We start from the raw sequence: 18634 nt of genomic DNA on the forward strand, positions 1-18634 counted from the left end.
TTCGGTCTAACGTTTAAGATCATGCAGATTACACGGCTTAATATACAGCGTGTTCGAAATTTAAAAGCGGTTGCACTCCATGAGTTGCAGCCGTTTAATGTCTTTTATGGCAAAAATGGTTCAGGAAAGACCTCTGTTTTAGAGGCAATACATTTGCTTGCGACAGGGCGTTCGTTTCGAACGCATATGCCAAAACATTATATTCAAAATGACACTGCAGATGCGTTGATCTTTGCTCAATCTGCGACTGAAAAGATTGGAATGCAGAAATTACTCAGTGGTGAGCAACTGATTAAGGTCAATGGTGACTCTGTCGCAACACAAGGGCAGTTGGCTAGGATTCTACCTTTACAACTTATCGATCCTTTAAGCACAGATATTATTGATCATGGGGCAAAACCTAGGCGACAGTTACTCGATTGGCTTATGTTTCACGTGGAACCTGATTTTTATCATGCATGGCAATATTATTCACGGGCGTTAAAACAGCGCAACAGTCTCTTAAAAATGCAGCGTAATCTCAGCTTACAAGATCTTGAGCCGTGGAACAAAATGCTGAGTGAATATGGTGAGATTTTACATTCACAACGCGTGGAAATTGTTGAGCAATGGAAAACCTATTTGGCAGAAGATCTTGCTGTATTGTTGCCAAATTTAAGCATTGAAATGGACTATAGTGCAGGGTTTCATGTCGAGCAAGGACTAGCACAAGACTTGATTCAATATCATCAAAAAGATGTTGAGCGCCGCTATACGGAGTATGGCCCACATCGTGCTGATTTGCGTTTAAAAACCACAACAGGCGATGCTGATGTTGTGCTGTCTAGAGGGCAAAAAAAGTTGCTCATCATGGCATTAAAACTGTCACAAATTGCCATGTTACATGCCTGTAATAAGGAAACTGTGGTATTATTAGATGATGTGACAGCAGAATTAGATTTAACTGCACAACAGCGTTTAATTGAACGATTAAGCCAACTTGGGAGTCAGGTTTTTTTGACGACTTTGGATCAAGATTCAGTAAAAAAACATTTACATGATTTGTCTATTTCCTACCAATTATTCAATGTTGACAACGGTCAAGTTCAACGTGTTGCGCCATGATTTTTTATTTTACGCTAATTCATTTAGACCTATTTTTCACTAGGGAGAAACCATGAGTTCAGAAGATCAAATCGCTTCTCAAACAGATCCAACCACTGAAAAGGCTTATGATTCCTCTAGTATCAAAGTATTACGTGGTCTAGACGCAGTCCGTAAGCGTCCTGGAATGTATATTGGTGATACAGATGATGGTTCAGGCTTGCATCATATGGTGTTTGAGGTTGTTGATAACGCCATTGATGAAGCTTTAGCGGGTCATTGTGATGAGATTATCGTCACCATTCATGAAGATGAGTCGGTGAGTGTGTCTGATAATGGACGCGGTATTCCAACAGATATTCACCCTGAAGAAGGTGTGTCTGCGGCAGAAGTTATTTTAACGATTCTGCATGCAGGTGGTAAGTTTGATGATAACAGTTATAAAGTTTCTGGCGGTTTACATGGTGTCGGTGTTTCAGTTGTAAATGCTTTATCGAGTAAATTGGAACTCACCATTAATCGTGCAGGACATATTCACCAACAAGAGTATAAACATGGTGATCCTGTTTATCCTTTAAAAGTGATTGGTGATACAGAGATTACGGGAACAACTGTACGTTTTTGGCCGAGTGCTGAAACTTTTAGTCAAACCATTTTTAATGTTGATATTTTAGCGCGTCGTTTGCGTGAACTGTCTTTCTTAAATGCGGGCGTTCGCATTGTTTTACGTGACGAGCGTATTCATGCTGAACACATTTTTGATTATGAAGGTGGTTTATCTGAATTTGTAAAATATATTAATCAAGGTAAAACACATCTCAATGATATTTTTCATTTCACTTCACAAATTGCTGAATCTGGCATCACTGTGGAAGTGGCTTTGCAGTGGAATGACAGCTATCAGGAAAATGTGCGTTGTTTTACCAATAATATTCCACAAAAAGACGGCGGTACGCATTTAGCAGGTTTCCGTGCAGCGTTAACACGTGGCTTAAATCAATACCTTGAAAATGAAAATATTCTCAAGAAAGAAAAAGTTGCGGTGACAGGTGATGATGCACGTGAAGGTTTAACTGCGATTGTTTCAGTCAAAGTGCCTGATCCAAAATTCTCATCACAAACCAAAGAAAAATTGGTATCGAGCGAAGTGAAACCTGCGGTTGAGCAGGCGATGAATAAATCCTTCTCTGAATATTTATTGGAAAATCCTGCTGCGGCTAAATCGATTGCAGGTAAGATCATTGATGCAGCACGTGCGCGTGATGCAGCACGTAAAGCACGTGAAATGACACGCCGCAAGAGTGCTTTGGATATCGCAGGTTTGCCGGGTAAATTGGCAGATTGCCAAGAGAAAGATCCAGCATTGTCTGAACTTTACTTAGTCGAAGGTGACTCTGCGGGTGGCTCTGCAAAACAGGGTCGTAACCGTAAGATGCAAGCAATTTTACCGTTAAAAGGTAAAATTCTGAACGTAGAACGTGCACGTTTTGACAAAATGATTTCTTCACAAGAAGTAGGTACGTTGATCACAGCATTAGGCTGTGGCATCGGACGTGAAGAATACAATCCTGATAAGCTGCGTTATCACAAAATCATTATCATGACCGATGCGGACGTGGATGGTTCACATATTCGTACGCTTTTATTGACATTCTTCTTCCGTCAAATGCCTGAATTGGTGGAACGTGGTCATATTTATATTGCACAGCCACCATTGTATAAATTGAAAAAAGGTAAGCAAGAACAGTACATCAAAGACAATGATGCTTTAGAGACTTTCCTGATTTCAAATGCAATTGATGAATTAGAATTGCATATCAGTGCAGATGCACCTGCAATCCGTGGTGAAGCATTGGCAAATGTAATTGCTGATTATCAAACATCACAAAAAAGTTTGCATCGTTTGACAGTGCGCTATCCTGCAACATTGTTAGATGGTTTGCTCGGCTTAGAAGCATTTAAGTTGGATCAAACGACAGATCAAAACTATGTACAAGATTGGGCTGAGAAGCTTCGTGTGGAAATTGAAACTGCACAACCAAGTTTACGTCCTGAATTGAGTATTGAAAGTTTTGATCGTGAAGATGCTGAAGGCATTCGCTCAACTGTTTATTTCCCGCGTATCACCATTTATGTGCATAATTTACCGCATCACTATTTGTTAGATGCAGGTTTATTGGGCTCAAGTGAATATATTCGTTTGTTGAAAAACTCGAAAAGTTGGTTCACTTTGTTGGAAAATGGCGCATATTTACAAAAAGGTGAGCGTAAAATTAATGTTTCAAATTTCCATCAAGTTTGGCAGCACATCCTTTCTGACTCACGCCGAGGCATGATGATCCAACGTTATAAAGGTTTGGGTGAGATGAATGCGGAACAACTTTGGGAAACCACGATGGATCCTGAAAACCGTAATATGCTACAAGTGACGGTGGATGATGCGATTGAAGCTGATCGTATGTTTGCATGTTTAATGGGTGATGACGTTGAACCACGCCGTGCATTTATTGAAGAAAATGCGTTAAATGCAGATATTGATGCTTAATTAATTTCTAGCCCGATATGTTTAGATCCCCCTGAATATGAGTATTCAGGGGGATTTTTCTTGCTGTTTTGTATTTATTTTTAGAATCTTTGTACGTTCATGATTTTTTTATCAAAATGTCTTATTTCTATGCCACTATCTTTGTAGACAATATTATATAAAACAAGGGGCTAGAGTTATGGATAATCAGTTAGAACATACGCGTGATATTTGGGTGAATGCCTTTTTTACAGGTAATTATGAGGTTTTAGCACAATACGAAGATGAAAATTTTAAAGTAGTGTATGAGCAAGATGGGCGTGTGGAGAGTAATTTTACGCGCTATGAAAAGATTGCTCATGCTGTCAAAAATGGCGTGTGGAAGCCACAGAAACCTAATGTACAAAGTGAGGATTATGAGTTTAATCGTGATCAAACAGTATGTTTAATAAAAATTTATTTAGAAGATGAAAGTACAGTGATTCAGGAAAAATGGACATTTCAAGAAGATTGGAAAATTACTGAACTCAGGTTTTGTACAACAGAACATCATATTGAATCATAATTTTATACTTCGTGTTTCATGTTTGAATAAAGGCACTTGAAATAGCATGTTTAGGTGCTTTTTATCATGCTTAAGAGATCCAAATGATCTTTTATTGATAAAAAATAAAGAAAAATAACCTAAAAAATCTTAAATAAAGCTGTGGATAACTTTAATTTGTCAGGTTAAAATACGCAAAAATAAGTAAAATCATCGAAAAAAATATCAATATATTCATTTTTCAGTTCTAAATTTCATTTGTTGATCGTTCATTTAGGATTTTTGAATTTAAAAAATAAGCTTTGTTTTATATTGTAGGGGAAAATGAATTTAAATTTAAAAGAGATGAGTTTTTGAAGCTTGTCTAAGATGTTGGAGTTGAAACAGAGAATAAATCACATATCAGTATTTTAAATATGTTCCACGCGGTAAATATTAAGCTATAACTAAAAGTTATAATTTAAGTTTTATGGTTTTTAGAATGTCTAGATGCTTGAAATATAATCATTAAAAAATATAAGCACGGACAGAAACAGCAGAACCAGAAGAGAGATAAAAGAGGCAGAGAAAGTAATATCAAAATTACTTTCTCTTGATCAAACATTATTCTTCAAAAGAACTCTCAAGCGCTTCGAGTTCCATCATGAGTTCAAGCATCTGTTCTTCTGCTTGTTCAAGTTTAGTTTTTAATTCAGTTTGTTCACTCATGAGTTTGAGTAAATCATCTTTACGGCTTGCATCATATAATGCTGTATCCGCAAGAGACTCCTCAATTTCAGCTAAACGAGGCTGAATTTTACTGATTTGTGTGTCTAATTTTTCGATATTTTTGCGAATAGGGCGGGTTTGTTCACGGCGTTGTGCGGCAAGCTTACGTTGTGCTTCTTTATCGACTTTAGAAACTTGAGGTTTTACTTCGACTTGAGATTGTAATGGGGTAACAGGTTCTTGACCTTTTTTCATCATTTCAACACGTGCTTGACGTAGCCAAGTTGCATAGTCTTGTAAGTCACCATCAAATTCTTTGCTTTGACCATTGTGCACCAAAATCAGTTCATCACAGACGGAGGCGATCAGTTGGCGTTCGTGTGATACTAAAACGACAGCACCTTCAAAATCTTGTAATGCCATGGTGAGTGCGTGACGCATATCTAAGTCTAAATGGTTGGTTGGCTCATCGAGAATGAGTACATTCGGTTTTAACCAAACAATCAGGGCTAATGCTAGACGTGCACGTTCACCCCCTGAAAAGCTTTCACTCGGAGTATCCATACGTTCGCCGCTAAAACCAAAGCTGCCTAAAAATGAGCGTAGCGTTGCTTCGCTGATTTTAGGGTCAGCAATACGGGCAAGTTGCAACATTGGGCTAGCATTGCCATCGAGTGCATCCATTTGATGCTGTGCAAAATAACCAATATTGAGTAATTCAGAAGGTTTGCGAATGCCTTGAAGTAAGGCTAAGTCACCTACGAGCGATTTAATTAAGGTCGATTTACCTGCACCATTCATCCCTAATAAGCCAATACGACTACTTGGGGTAATTTGTAAATTAACATTGGTAATAATCAGTTTATCGCCATAACCGACATCTGCATGTTCTAAAGTCAGTAGAGGTGAACTCATTTTACTTGGTTCACGGAAACTGAAGGTGAATGGCGTGTCGATATGTGCAGGTGCAAGTTCTTGCATACGCTCAAGTTGTTTTATTCGGCTTTGTGCTTGGCGTGCTTTGGTGGCTTTGGCTTTAAAGCGATCAATAAATTTTTGTAAATGCGCTTTGGCTTCTTCTTGTTTTTCAAAAGCTTGTTGTTGTTGAGCTAAACGTTCTGCACGGGTTGTTTCAAAAGTAGAATAATTACCTGTATATAAAATTAATTCTTGATTTTCAATATGTAAAATATGATCGGTAATTGCGTCTAAAAAGTCTCGGTCATGCGAAATTAAAATTAATGTGCCTTCGTAAGCTTTTAACCAATCTTCTAACCATAAAATTGCATCTAAATCCAAATGGTTGGTCGGCTCATCAAGTAACAGCAAATCGGAACGACTCATCAGCGTACGTGCCAAATTGAGGCGCATCCGCCATCCACCTGAGAAACTTGAGACTAAGCGTTCAGATTGATGCTCAAAAAAACCTAAACCTGCCATCAATTGTGATGCTTTTGATGGTGCTGAGTAACCATGAATTTCGTCAAAACGACTATATAAGTGTGCTAATTCAGTATCAGTTAAATTTTGAGGATCATTGAGTTTGTGTTGAATTTCCCAATATTCTTCATCACCCGACAGTACAAAATCAATTGCTTTCATCTCTAAAGCTTTAATTTCTTGTGCCATGTGTGCCACAGTCCATACATTTGGACGTGTGAGGCTGCCACTGTCAGATTCGATTCCACCTAATAATGCTGAAAATAAGGTTGATTTACCTGCACCATTGACCCCAGTTAAACCAATTTTCCAACCTGGATGAAGTTGCATGGATGCCTTTTGAAATAAAATACGTCCACCGCGGCGTAAAGAAAGTTGTTCTAACTGAATCATGAATAAAAGCTATATTGGAAAATAGATATGCCATTTTAATAGATAATTTAACTTGAACCAAAATAATAGCGTGATTCATGATAATTTATCTATTTGGGTAAATATAAACTACTGCTTTTGTATATAAAAGCAGATAAAAATAAATTTTTGTGATACAAATCATATTAAAATATATAGGATAAAAACTGCAGTAAGGAGAAAATAAACTGTGTTTAAAATAAAAATATTAAATTTAGGGGCATTACTATCATGCATTCTGTTTAGTTCAACATTGGTGCAAGCCAAACAAACAGTGTGTGTTTTTGATGTGCAAGGACGTTCAGGGGATATTTTTAAAGGCATGGAGGAGTGGGCTTTAGCATCCCAAAGTGCTAGAGCGGATATTAAATTGGTTCCTTATCCTAAGGAAGAAGAAGCAGATGCAGCTTTTAAAGCAGGTAAATGTGATGGTGTGTATCTGACATCGTTAAGAGCACGTTATTACAATAAATTTGCCGGTTCTATTGATGCATTAGGCGCTGTACCTAATATTACCATTGCTGAAAAAGCCATTAAGTACGCTTTGGATAAAAGAAATGCGAAGCGCATGATTTCTAAAGTGAATGGAAATACCTTTGAAGTGGCGGGGATTGACCAAATTGGGACAGCTTATTTATTTGTAAAATATAATAAAATTAAAAATCCTCAAGATCCAATCAAAGATTTAGAAGGACAGAAATTTTCATTTTTGGGCTATGATGAAGCACAAAGATACATGTTAAAAAAAATAAAAGCTGTTCCAGTTTCATCAGAAATATCTAATTTGGTTGCTAAATTTAATAATAATCAAGTGGATATGACAGCCGCACCGGCTTACCTATTTAAACCTTTTGAAATGCATAAAGGTCTTGGTGCGCAAGGGGCAGTTGTAATGTTTCCTGTGGTTAATGTGACGATGCTGATGGTGATACGACCTGAAAAATTTCCTTTAGGTTTTGGTGTAAATTCACGAGAAATTTTTGTTAAAAATTTACCAAGAACATTAAATTATGTAAAACGAACGGAACGCGATATTCCGAACAAATATAAATTAACATTAACCAAGGAACAGACGACAAAATATCAAATGATCGTACGAGATGCTCGAGTAGAATTAACCAAACAGGGTGTTTATGACCCAACCATGATGTCTGTTTTAAAAAGAGCACGTTGTACGATTGAGCGGACAAACTTTGAATGTTCTTTAATGGATGAATAAAGTTTGAATGTTAAATGATGCACTACATGCTCGGTAGTGATCTTATGCTTTGAAATAAAAATCCCCAATATTTTGTTATTGGGGATTTTATTTAAAATACTGTTACTAATAGTGAATTTGTTTTAATCGACAAAAGTCACTTTTGCGATGGCTTTCTTACTGGCTTGAATAATCAAAGTGACATTTTCTTTAACCATATAACTTGCATCTACAGCTTGCCAATCTACTTTAACGGCTCCACGTGAAACAGCATCCTTAGATTGTGCTGAATTCTTGGTTAAACCTGCTGCACGAAGAATTGAAATAATAGATACTTCACCACCAAACTCAGCACGTGAAATCGTAATTTCAGGTGTACCTTCAGGTAATTCACCTTCAGTAATCAGGTTACCTGCACCTTTATGTGCATGTTCAGCGGCGTCGCTTCCGTGAAAACGTTCTACTAATTCAAGTGCAAGAATTTTCTTCACTTCTTGTGGATTTCGTCCTTCTTTAATTTCTTTAAGTAAGATTGCAATTTCATCTAAAGATTTAAAGCTAAGAAGGTCGAAATAACGCTCAATCAGGCTGTCAGGCATCGACAATACCTTTTGGTACATCGCACCAGGTGCATCAAATACACCGATATAATTACCTAAAGATTTAGACATTTTATTTACGCCATCTAAACCTTCAAGAATAGGTACAGTAATACACACTTGTGCTTCTTGGTCATAACGACCTTGCAATGTACGACCCATCAGTAGATTAAAGGTTTGGTCTGTACCACCAAGCTCTACATCCGCTTCAAGCGCAATGGAATCATAGCCTTGAACAAGTGGGTATAAAAACTCATGAATCGCAATCGGCTGATGATTACTATAACGTTTGGTAAAATCATCACGTTCTAACATACGTGCCACAGTTTGTTGTGATGCCAATTGAATTAAATCAGCAGCAGTTTTTGTAGCAAACCATTCAGAGTTAAAACGGATTTTAGTTTTATTTGGATCAAGAATTTTGAAGACTTGTTCTTGATAGGTTTTTGCATTTTCTAAAACTTGTTCACGTGACAATGGTGGACGTGTTGCACTTTTTCCTGTTGGGTCACCGATCATTGCGGTATAGTCACCAATCAAAAAAGTAACTTCATGACCTAAATCTTGGAAAGTTTTTAGTTTATTAATTAAAACTGTATGTCCTAAATGTAAATCAGGTGCTGTTGGATCAAAACCTGCTTTAATTTTTAGAGGACGATTTTCCTTGAGTTTCTTCAATAGATCCTCTTCAGAAATAATTTCATGGGTTCCTCGTTGAATGAGGGCGAGTTGTTCTTCCGCAGGAAGGAAATTTGACATCACAAAATCCAATACATCAGTTATCTCATTTGTGCGATATACTAACATTTTTTCAGCAAAATGCAGGCAAAGAATCTCTCATGACAACAATCTATATTGGCGTAATGACTGGAACCAGCATGGACGGCGTCGATTTTGTTGCCGCTTCATTCGATCCGCTACATATCCATGCCACTCTGACAGTGCCATTTGATCCCGATTTACGTGATGAATTGATGGCACTGACTTTACCAGGTGATAATGAAATAGATCGAATGGGTAAAGCAGATGTTGCGCTTGCTACCATGATTGGTCAGGCAATCAATCAACTGATTCAAGAAAACAACTTAGATAAATCAAAGATTAAAGCCATTGGTTCACATGGGCAAACCATTCGTCACCGTCCTGAACATGGTTTTACCTTGCAAATTGGTGATCCCAATATTATTACTGAAATCACTCAAATTCCTGTCATTTCAGATTTTCGTCGCCGTGATATGGCGGCAGGTGGGCAGGGTGCACCACTCGTTCCTGCTTTTCATCAGTCACTTTTTCAACATCCCACGATTCATCGCGTAATTTTAAATTTAGGCGGCATTGCCAATGTGAGTTTATTACCTGCAGGTCAGCCTGATGAAGTTTATGGTTTTGACACAGGACCAGCGAATATTCTTATGGATGCATGGTGCCATCGCTATACAGGGCAACCTTATGACGAAAATGGCAATTGGGCCGCATATGGACAACCGATTCGTAGTTTATTAGACCGTTTACAAGCACATGAGTTTTTCTCTAAAGAACCACCCAAAAGTACAGGACGTGAAGACTTTAATTTGGAATGGCTAGATGAGCAGATTGCAGACTGGAAGAATGATCTAGAATATGATGAACTTGAAGATACGCCTGAAAATGTGCAAGCAACTTTATTAAAACTTACAACCCGTGCAATTAAAAAAGCCATCTATCGTTCACCTTTAGATACAGGTGAAGTCTATGTCTGTGGGGGTGGAGCTTATAATTCACATTTGCTTGAGCAATTACGTTGGCGTTTACGTAAACACAATTGGTCAGTACAAACGACATCGGCATTAGGATTGTCCCCAACTTGGGTCGAGGCAACAGCATTTGCTTGGTTGGCAATGCGTTTTGATCAACAGCTTAGTGGTAATTTACCTGCTGTGACAGGGGCAAAGGGTTATCGTGTTTTAGGGACGATCACAACGGTTTAATCGCTCTTATCATTCAATTTAAAATATAAAATGAGGTCGAAATTGTTAAACAATTCTCGACCTATTTAGCCTGATGTATGTCCTATTCTGCTGTTAAAAAAAGTGCCATAAACTCTCAATATCAATAAAAAATTGAATTGAGTATAAGTATGGCTTTACACACACAACGTTTAACTGAATATCAACGTGAAGGTCTGTATTTTGATGTGATTGACTCAGGTCCTTTAGATGGACAGATTTTTGTTTTATTGCACGGTTTTCCTGAAACAAATAAAAGTTGGCAAGAGACTGCCCAGATTTTAAATGAGGCAGGTTATCGTACTTTTGCAGTTAACCAAAGAGGCTATAGTTTAACGGCACAACCCAGCAAACGCCGTGATTATCGTAGTTCGGCATTGGTTGAAGATGTCAATGCTTTACTTGATTTGATTGCACAACCTGTCTATTTGGTGGGACATGATTGGGGCGCAGTGGTGGCTTGGGATGTGGCACAGCGATATCCTGAAAAAATCAATCATCTGATTACTATTTCAGTACCGCATAAAGCAGCTTATATACGTTCCATGTTAATGAGTAATCAACTACTGAAATCCTATTATATGGGGTTATTTCAACTACCTAAAATTCCTGAATTACTCTTTGAAAAATTTCCAAAAATTGGTTTGGGGTTATTGAGAAATACTGGCATGACAGAACAACAGTTACAAGACTTTCAACAAGATATTGTGACTGAAAAAAGATTAAGCCCTGCATTAAATTGGTATCGAGGCATACCCTTTAGTTCCAATAAAAACTTACTCAAAGCTGTGACTGTACCCACATTATTTATTTGGGGGAAACACGATGCTGCGATTGGTTATAAAAGTGTGGAACTCAATCATCAATATATCGATGCCCCGTATAAAGAAATTATTATGGATGCGACGCACTGGATTCCTGTGCAAAATGCCAAGGAACTGAGCGGATACATTTTAGAAACTGTGGCTTAAATGATGATATAAATTGCAATAAAAATGCCCTCAAATTTCAGGGCATTTTAAAAATCTGTTTCAATCTTAGATTGAAAATGAAGAACCGCAACCACAGGTTGTTGTTGCATTTGGATTATCTACAATAAAACGAGAACCTTCTAAACCTTCAATATAATCGACTTTTGAACCGACTAAATACTGGTAGCTGAGTGAATCTACCAACATTTTAACATCGCCATTACTAAATTCAGCATCATCATCATTCATGCTTTCAGCAAAGTTAAAGCCATAAGAAAATCCTGAACAGCCGCCGCCAGTGACATAGACACGTAACATAAGTTCTTGATTACCTTCACTATCACGAAGTTGACGAACTTTATTCGCTGCATTATCAGTTAGTTCAAGAGCTTGGGCATTCATGGGCGATATTCCTCAAACGAGTTCGATTGTGTCTTACAAAAAAAAGACCATATATAGTATACCTAATATATGGTCAGTCTGTGAACTTTAAAGTCAATTCTGAGTAAAATTGTTGGTTTTTAATCTAAATTATTTATAGTTCTCGTCTTGAAGCGCACATTCAAAGTTTTTAGGGTCATTTTTACAACGGAACTGCCATAAAAGTTTCATCATTTGCTTATTATAAACCCCTTGCTTTGTTAAGCTGATTCGAGATTCACGCATTAGTTTTTGATAGCCTGGTTTATCGGCAGCTGGAACTTGCATCCAATATTTTGCTGGAATGTCTGCTTTCATTTTACCGATAATGCCAAAAGCACGTGGTAATTGCGCTTTGACCCAATCACGAGATTTTTGCCCAAAACCTTCCGGGAATTTGTCTTTGCGAATAATTAAATTACCTGTCACTTGTAAAATAGGGTAGTTCACAATCGCACCTTTCGTGCCTAAACCTTTATGTAATTCTAAGGGTTTAAACACCGCAGCAGGCGCACCAATAATATCTACCTGTCCGTTATTGAACTTTGCACCAAAGTTGGTAACATCCGCACTCACTGCTTGGGCACCCACTTGTTGTACCATGATCTTTTGTGCTTGGTCATAGTCTAGAACTGCAATTTTTTTACCAGCGGCTTTCGCCACAGTATTGATATTACGATCATTGACCATCAAGAATGCATCACCTACAGGAATGACCCCGACAACCTCATATTGACCGTTAGTCATATATTTTGCAAAGTTCGGCGAACTTAAACCTTGCATAATTTTAACCGCAAGATTTAAGTCAGGAATAGCCCCAATTGCATCGAGTGAACCTGTAAAATTATTAAATTGACGACCACGCATGCCTGTGACACTGATCCCATCACATTTTCCTGCTTTGAAATCTTCTGCAATGACGGCTTCGTTTTGATTAACTTTGAGTTCGATGTCAGCCCCCCATGTTTTAGCGGCAAGCTGATAATCTTTCATGAGATTAAATACGTCACCATTTTTTCCAACTAAGTCAAATACGCAGACCACTTGTTTGGCTTGGGCGCTGGAGATTGCAGTACATAAGCCTGCTGCAATTAAGAGTGTCTTAGACCAACTCATTTTATTTTCCTTTCCGTGATTAAGTTATTGTTTTGATAGGTGCTGTGTGAAGAGTCTTATTCTTGCGCAGGCATCTTGATATAAGATTAAGTGTTAAGCATTCGCTCAACAATGACTTAAATGACAAATTATAAGCTAAAAAAAACCCAGAATTAATTCTGGGTTTTTCTTTTTAAATCAATATTATTCGCCTGCTAAAGAGCACTCGAAGTTTGCTTTATCGACAGAGCAGCGTGCTTTTTTCAATACAGACATCATGCTCGCATCATAGATGCCCATTTTTGTTAATTCTAAACGTCCGTCACGCATGAGCTTTTGATATTTTAATTTATCATCAGCAGTCAAGTTTACTTTATATTTCGCTGGGATAGATGCTTCTAAGCGACTAATCATTGAAAAACTCTTTGGTAAGTTCTTCACGAAATAATCACGAGACTTTTGACCAAAACCTGCAGGGAATTTTTCTGGGCGAATTAAGAAGTCAGCTGTAATTTGTAGCACTGGGAAGTTAAATACTGCACCATTTGCACCTAAGCCTTTGTTTAATTCTAAAGGTTTGTATGCATATGCTGGCGCACCGATCATATCAACTTGACCGTTATTGAATTTTGCAGCAAAGTTAGAGATATCAGAAATAACCGCTTGTGCACCAACACGTTGTACCATAACTTTTTGTGCTTGGTCATAGCCTAAAACTGCGAATTTTTTACCCGCTGCTTTTTCAATTGAGTTAATGCTCTTGTCACGAACAAAAATAAATGCAGAACCTAAAGGTGCAATACCTGCAACTTCATATTTTTTACCACCAAGATTCGACACCATTTTGCCTGCGTTACGCGCATCAAGAGCAAAAGTAATCGCTTTTTGTGCAATCGCATTACTTGGCGCACCACCTAAAGAATCGATAGAACCAACAAATTTGTTATATTGACGTGCACGCATTGCTGTCATGAATACGCCGTCACATTTACCTGCTTTAAAGTCGTTATCAGCAACAGCTTCATCTTGTTTAGGGATCAGAGTCACATCTGCTCCCCAACCTTTTGCAGCTAAAGCCCATTCTTGTGCCATTTGGAATGATTCACCAGATTTACCAAGTAAATCAAATACACATACATTGATAGCCGCATTTGCATTGGCAGCGGTTAAACCTAAGATTGTTGTTGCAGCGAGCGCTATTTTTTTCATAATTTGGTCCTTGTCAATTATACGTCCATAATTGGAGTTTCTTTTAAACGCAATCTTAATCAACTTTTTTTAAAAAAAATAGAGCTTTTACTCCATTTTTTTATCTATTTTAGATCATTGCATTATTTAAATTTTCATTGTAAATCAGTTAAAAAAAATTAAGTTAAATTATTTAAGATTTTGTATTTTATTGTATTTTTAAATTTATATATTATGCAATATTTTATAAAAAATAATTTGTGTATTAAAATACTGAATAAATTGAACGCAACAGTTTATGTTTGATTACAACAAAAACCTCTTTTTCCTACATTAAGCAGAGTGAATCTTTCACAAGCCGAATCGTTTTTTATGACAGACAGCTAGGAGTCAACAGGACTGTAAATAAAATGTGCATATTATACAGTCCTGATACGGTTATTCATCAGTCAATGAGCATTCAAAGTTAGTACGTTCTACGGTACAACGTGCACGCTTAAGAACGGACATCATGGTTGCATCATAAACGCCTTGTTTTGTCAGTTCTATACGGACTTCGCGTAAGAGTTTTTGATATTTGATTTCATCTTCTTTTGAGATATTCAGTTTATATTTTGTGGGAATTTCAGCCTCTAGCCGCTCAATAAGTTTAAATGTTTTTGGCAATCTTTTGAGCGACCAAGCACGTGATTGGCTACCAAAACTATTAGGAAATTGGTCTGCTTTGATGATGATGTCTGCTGTGACATGCATAACGGGATACGTAAACATGGCACCTTTAGTACCTAAGCCTTTGTAAACTTCTAAGGGTTTAAAGGCATATGCTGGTGCAGGTACAGAGTCAACTTCACCTGAATTAAATCTTTTGACAAAATTTGATAAATCGGAAGGAACCCCGATTGCGCCGACACGATCAACCGCAGCTTTTTGTGCTATATCATAATGTAAATAAGCAAATTTAACCCCTTTAGCTTTTTCAAATGAGTCGATTTTGCGGTCACGAACGAAAATATAAGCCATACCCAAGGGACTGATACCCGCTAGTTCATATTTGATACCATTTTTAACAGAAATGAGTCTTTTATCATTACGTTTATCAAGTGCATAGGCAATTGCTTTTTGGGCAATTGCATAGCTTGGAACACTTCCTAATGCATCAATAGAGCCACCAAACTTATTATATTCACGCGAACGCATTGTGGTCATCGCAACAGCATCACATTTATTCGTTTTAAAATCTTTATCAGCTTGTTCTTCTGACTTGTAAGCAACGAGGTTGATATCTGCCCCCCAATTTTTAGCAGCTAAAGCCCATTCTTCCATGACTTTATATGATTCGCCAGCCTTACCTAAAAGGTCAAATACACAGACATTTTGTTTTGCTTGTGCTATTGAAGGAATACATATCCCGAAGGCACAAACTAAAAATAATTTTTTTTTCATTGTTATTTCCTTAACTTTTTATCTAACTTAACCCATAAGTTTTTATTATTTTTAACATAAAAAGAGAATCATAATCCAATACTAAGCGCTGAGTGGTAAGGAGATACTCAACCTTAAATTTTTTAAAAATCACGCAATATATTTAGTGCTTGTTTAAATATAGATGATTTGATCTTATAAAGCGGAAAATGGAGAATACAGAAAAAACTTGAAGTTTGAAAAATGAGCAATTAATATAGCGCTCAAATCAGCCATTGTGGCTTTGATCAATAATGATTTCAATTGACATTTAACCTTTATTCATCTTGTACGTTGCCTTTGACAAGAGTCTCTTTACACTTAACTGGTTGCAGGATGACCATAATATCTTGATTTAACCCGCCATTTATTTGATCCAAAACAGCAGAATTGTATTTGGAATATTCGGGAGAAAAATCATGTTGTTAACTGTACTTATGCACTTTGGTTTGTAATAAAACCATATAAAACTGAACGCTTTAAATTGCGTGAAAAATTTAAAAACTTTTTAAAGAATATAAATGCTTTCGGTACGTTGTTTTAATGAAAAATGACGCGCGTACTGACATTTAAAAAATTGTTAGTGAAAATATGAATAAATATGTAAATCAACCTTTTGCCAATGATGTGCAACAAGGTGAGATGGAGAGTTTTACTGAAATTCATCCATTGGCGAAGCTATGGGCTTTTCGTTTTTTAGTTGAATTAGGTGGTGCAAAAGAGTTTATTTCAGACAATTGTTTTAATAATCAGTGGATTGCAAAACAGTTGGGCTTTTCTGAACCTTTGTTAAATGATCAATTTAACGAGCAAGCTGCCTATCAAGAACTTAAACAGCTTCATCAAAATATTGAACAGCAGCATTTAAATCAGCCATTTCAATTTAGTGAAGAATTACAATTTAATCTTAAATTATTACAACAGCTTTTAGATTTAAATGATGTTGAAAGTCTGATTTTAGGTTTTGTGATTTTACTCAATAGTGAACAACTTTTAGATGATATTGCAGATACATTAGGCGAGTTAACAGCGTCTAAAACCTTACGTGCGTTAGCGATTGTGTTGGATGTGCCTTATGAAGAAATTCGTCAAGCACTCTCTACACAAGGACGATTACAGCGTAGTGGTTTAGTCAGTTTACAGCAGTATTACCGTAATTATTTACGTATTAAATTAAGTTTAGTCTCAAATCAATTGGTGGATAAATTACTGGTTAAAGCCAATGATGTGATGGATTTGTTCACGGGTACGATTAATAAAAGTGATAGGGCTGAACTTACGATTCAAGATTATCCTCATCTACAAAAAGATTTAAATTTATTGTTGGCTTATTTAAAACAAGTCAAAAATACCAAACAAAAAGGTGTCAATATCTTCCTTTATGGAAGCTCAGGTACAGGTAAAACGCAGCTATGTAAAGTCTTAGCTGCTGAGTTAGCGGTACAACTTTTTGAAATTTCTTATGAAGATGCGGATGGTGATGCCATTTCTGCAACAGGGCGTTTATGTGCTTATCGTGCAGCACAATGTATTTTTGACAGCCAATCTGCTTTATTGATGTTTGATGAAGTTGAAGATGTATTTAATGATACTGAAAATGGAATGGGAATGAAAAGTACTGCCCAGAGTCGTAAGGCTTGGGTAAATCGTATTTTAGAGCAAAACCAAACACCTACAATTTGGGTGTCTAATTCTGATCAGCTTGATCCTGCATTTATTCGTCGCTTTGATATGGTCTTGGAAATAAAAGTACCGCCGAAAAAGCAACGTATGAACTTTATTGTTAAACAATGCGGTCATGAATTAGACCCAATGTATCAAGAAGCATTTTCAAATATCGAACAGCTTTCACCTGCGATTTTAAATCGTAGTTATAAAGTTGCGAAAATGGCAAAAATGCACAATGACAATTTAGCGTTACCCAATAGTATGACGAAATTAATTTCAAATACATTAAAGGCGCAAGGTTTTCGTGCAGTTAAATTACAAGACAGTAATGCTTTGCCACAATTTTATGACCTGAGCTATATCAATACATCCTCTAACCTAAAAGACATTGCCACAGGAATTCAACGCCATGGTTTTGGTCGCTTATGTTTATATGGTGCATCAGGTACAGGTAAAACGGCATTTGCACGTTGGTTGGCTGAATTCATTGATCAACCTTTGCTGATCAAGAGAGGCTCTGACTTAATTTCACCTTGGGTTGGGCAAACTGAACAAAACTTAGCACAAGCTTTTGCTGAAGCTGAAGAGCAGCAAGCCGTATTATTGTTAGACGAAGTCGATAGCTTATTACAAGATCGACGACAAGCAAGTAAATCTTGGGAAATTTCACAAGTAAACGAGTTCTTGGTTCAAATGGAAAGCTTTAACGGCATTGTTGTTGCAACAACCAACCGTTTTGAAGAATTAGACCAAGCTGCTTTACGTCGTTTCGATTTTAAAATGCATTTTGATTTCTTAACCTATGCACAGCGTTTTGCTTTATTGGAAAATGTTTGCCAACAATTAAATATTGAAATAGACGAAGTTCAAATCAAAGTACAGCTACAAGGACTAAATCGTCTTTGTGCAGGAGACTTTGCTGTTATTGTTCGCCAAGCATGTTTTCAGCGATTTAAAAATGTAAATGCTGTACTACAACACTTACATGAAGAAATGGCTGTTAAATATAAAACTTCACAAATTATTGGATTTACCGCATCAAATTGATGCGGTTTTTCTTTTTTAATCGAAAATTAAAAAATGTAGACTAAATTTTCAGCAGTGATAATGAAAAATAAATTACAAAAATGCTTTAATTGTGAAAAAAATAATTAAAATTGATTAGAAAATAGATAAAAAAACGTTTTTTTAATAAATTTGGTCGAAAAAACACTCACCTGATAAAAAACTTATAAAAAAGGGGTTGCGTTGGTTTTGGAATGCTGTAGAATGCACATCCATCGGCGGTGATGAAGATTAAAACTTCTGATAAAACAATGACTTGGTTGAATTGATTAAG

At 36.8% G+C, this 18634-nt stretch carries 13 protein-coding genes; 7 read left to right on the top strand and 6 right to left on the bottom strand.

Annotated elements, in window-relative coordinates:
- Positions 1-21 precede the first annotated feature (21 nt).
- The 3 genes from recF (at position 22) to HX129_RS15120 (ending at position 4172) form a co-directional block, all read left to right on the top strand.
- The gene (recF, locus tag HX129_RS15110) at positions 22-1104 is read left to right on the top strand and encodes a DNA replication/repair protein RecF (RefSeq protein ID WP_130075118.1); all 1083 of its coding nucleotides are present in this window, start codon (positions 22-24) and stop codon (positions 1102-1104) included.
- A 52-nt stretch (positions 1105-1156) separates the two neighbouring features.
- On the top strand, positions 1157-3628 hold the full coding sequence (gyrB, locus tag HX129_RS15115) for a DNA topoisomerase (ATP-hydrolyzing) subunit B (RefSeq protein WP_286435075.1): 2472 nt from the start codon (positions 1157-1159) through the stop codon (positions 3626-3628).
- 178 nt (positions 3629-3806) lie between these two features.
- Positions 3807-4172, top strand: coding sequence for a hypothetical protein (locus HX129_RS15120; protein ID WP_286435076.1), 366 nt, complete (start codon positions 3807-3809; stop codon positions 4170-4172).
- A gap of 582 nt (positions 4173-4754) precedes the next feature.
- Here the strand turns inward: HX129_RS15120 and HX129_RS15125 are convergent.
- The gene (locus HX129_RS15125) at positions 4755-6692 is read right to left on the bottom strand and encodes an ATP-binding cassette domain-containing protein (protein ID WP_174494070.1); all 1938 of its coding nucleotides are present in this window, start codon (positions 6690-6692) and stop codon (positions 4755-4757) included.
- Positions 6693-6900: 208 nt separating this feature from the next.
- On the opposite strand from HX129_RS15125, the gene HX129_RS15130 reads away from it, so the two are divergent.
- Positions 6901-7929, top strand: coding sequence for a putative solute-binding protein (locus HX129_RS15130; protein WP_286435077.1), 1029 nt, complete (start codon positions 6901-6903; stop codon positions 7927-7929).
- Between the two features lie 122 nt (positions 7930-8051).
- On the opposite strand, the gene tyrS is transcribed toward HX129_RS15130, so the two are convergent.
- A complete protein-coding gene (tyrS, locus tag HX129_RS15135) occupies positions 8052-9266 on the bottom strand; it encodes a tyrosine--tRNA ligase (protein WP_174494071.1) in 1215 nt (404 codons plus the stop codon).
- A gap of 80 nt (positions 9267-9346) precedes the next feature.
- On the opposite strand from tyrS, the gene HX129_RS15140 reads away from it, so the two are divergent.
- Together HX129_RS15140 and HX129_RS15145 are read left to right on the top strand one after the other, a co-directional pair.
- On the top strand, positions 9347-10474 hold the full coding sequence (locus tag HX129_RS15140) for an anhydro-N-acetylmuramic acid kinase (protein ID WP_130075113.1): 1128 nt from the start codon (positions 9347-9349) through the stop codon (positions 10472-10474).
- A gap of 149 nt (positions 10475-10623) precedes the next feature.
- Positions 10624-11463: an alpha/beta fold hydrolase gene (locus HX129_RS15145; protein WP_286435078.1), complete on the top strand. Its 840-nt coding sequence runs from the start codon at positions 10624-10626 to the stop codon at positions 11461-11463.
- 66 nt (positions 11464-11529) lie between these two features.
- Here HX129_RS15145 and erpA read toward each other — a convergent pair whose 3' ends face one another.
- From erpA to HX129_RS15165, 4 genes are all read right to left on the bottom strand, one after another.
- On the bottom strand, positions 11530-11865 hold the full coding sequence (erpA, locus tag HX129_RS15150) for an iron-sulfur cluster insertion protein ErpA (RefSeq protein ID WP_130075112.1): 336 nt from the start codon (positions 11863-11865) through the stop codon (positions 11530-11532).
- Positions 11866-11994: 129 nt separating this feature from the next.
- Positions 11995-12999 (bottom strand): putative solute-binding protein, encoded by a 1005-nt coding sequence (locus tag HX129_RS15155; RefSeq protein ID WP_174494073.1) that lies wholly within the window; start codon positions 12997-12999, stop codon positions 11995-11997.
- Between the two features lie 183 nt (positions 13000-13182).
- Positions 13183-14187, bottom strand: coding sequence for a putative solute-binding protein (locus HX129_RS15160; protein WP_130075110.1), 1005 nt, complete (start codon positions 14185-14187; stop codon positions 13183-13185).
- Between the two features lie 417 nt (positions 14188-14604).
- Entirely contained in the window at positions 14605-15609 is a 1005-nt protein-coding gene (locus HX129_RS15165) for a putative solute-binding protein (RefSeq protein ID WP_130075109.1), read from the bottom strand.
- A 609-nt stretch (positions 15610-16218) separates the two neighbouring features.
- Here HX129_RS15165 and HX129_RS15170 point away from each other — a divergent pair.
- A complete protein-coding gene (locus HX129_RS15170) occupies positions 16219-18342 on the top strand; it encodes an AAA family ATPase (RefSeq protein WP_286435079.1) in 2124 nt (707 codons plus the stop codon).
- Positions 18343-18634: the final 292 nt, after the last annotated feature.

This window comes from Acinetobacter sp. 251-1 (genome assembly GCF_030329305.1).
Classification (GTDB): domain Bacteria; phylum Pseudomonadota; class Gammaproteobacteria; order Pseudomonadales; family Moraxellaceae; genus Acinetobacter; species Acinetobacter piscicola_A.